At 60.6% G+C, this 1,189-nt stretch carries 1 protein-coding gene; it reads left to right on the plus strand.

Annotation, left to right across the window (positions count from 1 at the left end; genetic code table 11):
• Positions 1–1,189, plus strand: a 1,189-nt coding sequence (locus ACFUEJ_RS24255; RefSeq protein WP_388032389.1) for a glycosyltransferase, incomplete at both ends; no start/stop codon positions are given.

Raw genomic sequence — 1,189 nt, forward strand, 5'->3', positions numbered from 1 at the left:
CGATATCTTCGTGCGCGGATGCTGTGACTTTCTCCGGCTCAATCCGCGCTATTGCGGGCAGATTCGTCTGATCGCGATGGCGACGGACGTGGACTATCTGGCGGAAGTGCGCCGCCTTATCCCGGGCGATTTGCTCGATCGATTCCACTTTGCGACCGATGCCGACGCGGCCGAGCGCCATCGCATCGTCAGCGAGTCGGTATGCGTGTTTCCGGGGACGTTCGAGTCGTTCTGTCTCGCGGCATACGAAGCGTCGCTCTCCGGCGCATTGTGCGTACTGGCGGACTTGAATCCGGCATTCGGGGATGCGTCACCGTGGCAGGACGGCATCAACTGCGTGAAGTTCAACGGATCGCCAGCTGGCTTGGCCCAAGCGTTGTCCAGGGTGTTTGCCGCGCCGCGAGCGCTGCGCTCCGTTGTCGTTCCAACGGGACCGAGGCCCTGGACATTGCCGAAGCACTCGCGCTCGGCCGAACGGGCATCGGGTGCGGCGCTTGTCAGCATTCTGATTCCACACCATAACCTCGGTGACTACGTCGAGGAGACGGTCGATAGCGTGCTCGAGTCCGCGTATCCGAATATCGAGCTGATTGTCGTCGACGATGCATCGACCGATCCCGAAAGCCGGGACGCGCTGCTTCGGCTGCAGGCCAGAAACGACGAGCGGATAAGGGTTGTCTGGTCGACACAGAATCGCGGACTGGCTGCTACGCGGAATTTGGCGCTTTCACATGCGCGCGGCGAGTTCGTGCTGACGCTTGACGCAGACGACCTCATTGATGGCCGGTTTGTGTCGATCGGGGTGGATGCGCTGACGATTAATGACGATGTGTCCTTCGTCGTGCCGCAAACGGCTTATTTCGACGATCGCCCCGACGCGAACCCGGCTGCAGACGCGTGGACCCAGTGCATCACTTTCGTGGGCGAGGCGAGATCGTCTGGGTTGTGTCAGAACCGCTTTTCGACGGCGACCATGATGGGCCGCACGGAAATGCTGCGCTCTCTTGGATATGACGAATCGCTGAGCGCATACGAAGACTGGGATCTGTACATGCGGGCGGTGATGGCGCGCAGCCGTTTCGTTGTCACGAACGCTGTTCATTTTTATTACCGTCGGCGCGCGCACTCGATGATACATTCGGAGGCCGCGACACGCAGGATCGGACTGTATTACCACGACATCCTGCGC

Source organism: Gordonia sp. NPDC057258, assembly GCF_042668985.1.
Taxonomy (GTDB): Bacteria; Actinomycetota; Actinomycetes; order Mycobacteriales; family Mycobacteriaceae; genus Gordonia; species Gordonia hongkongensis.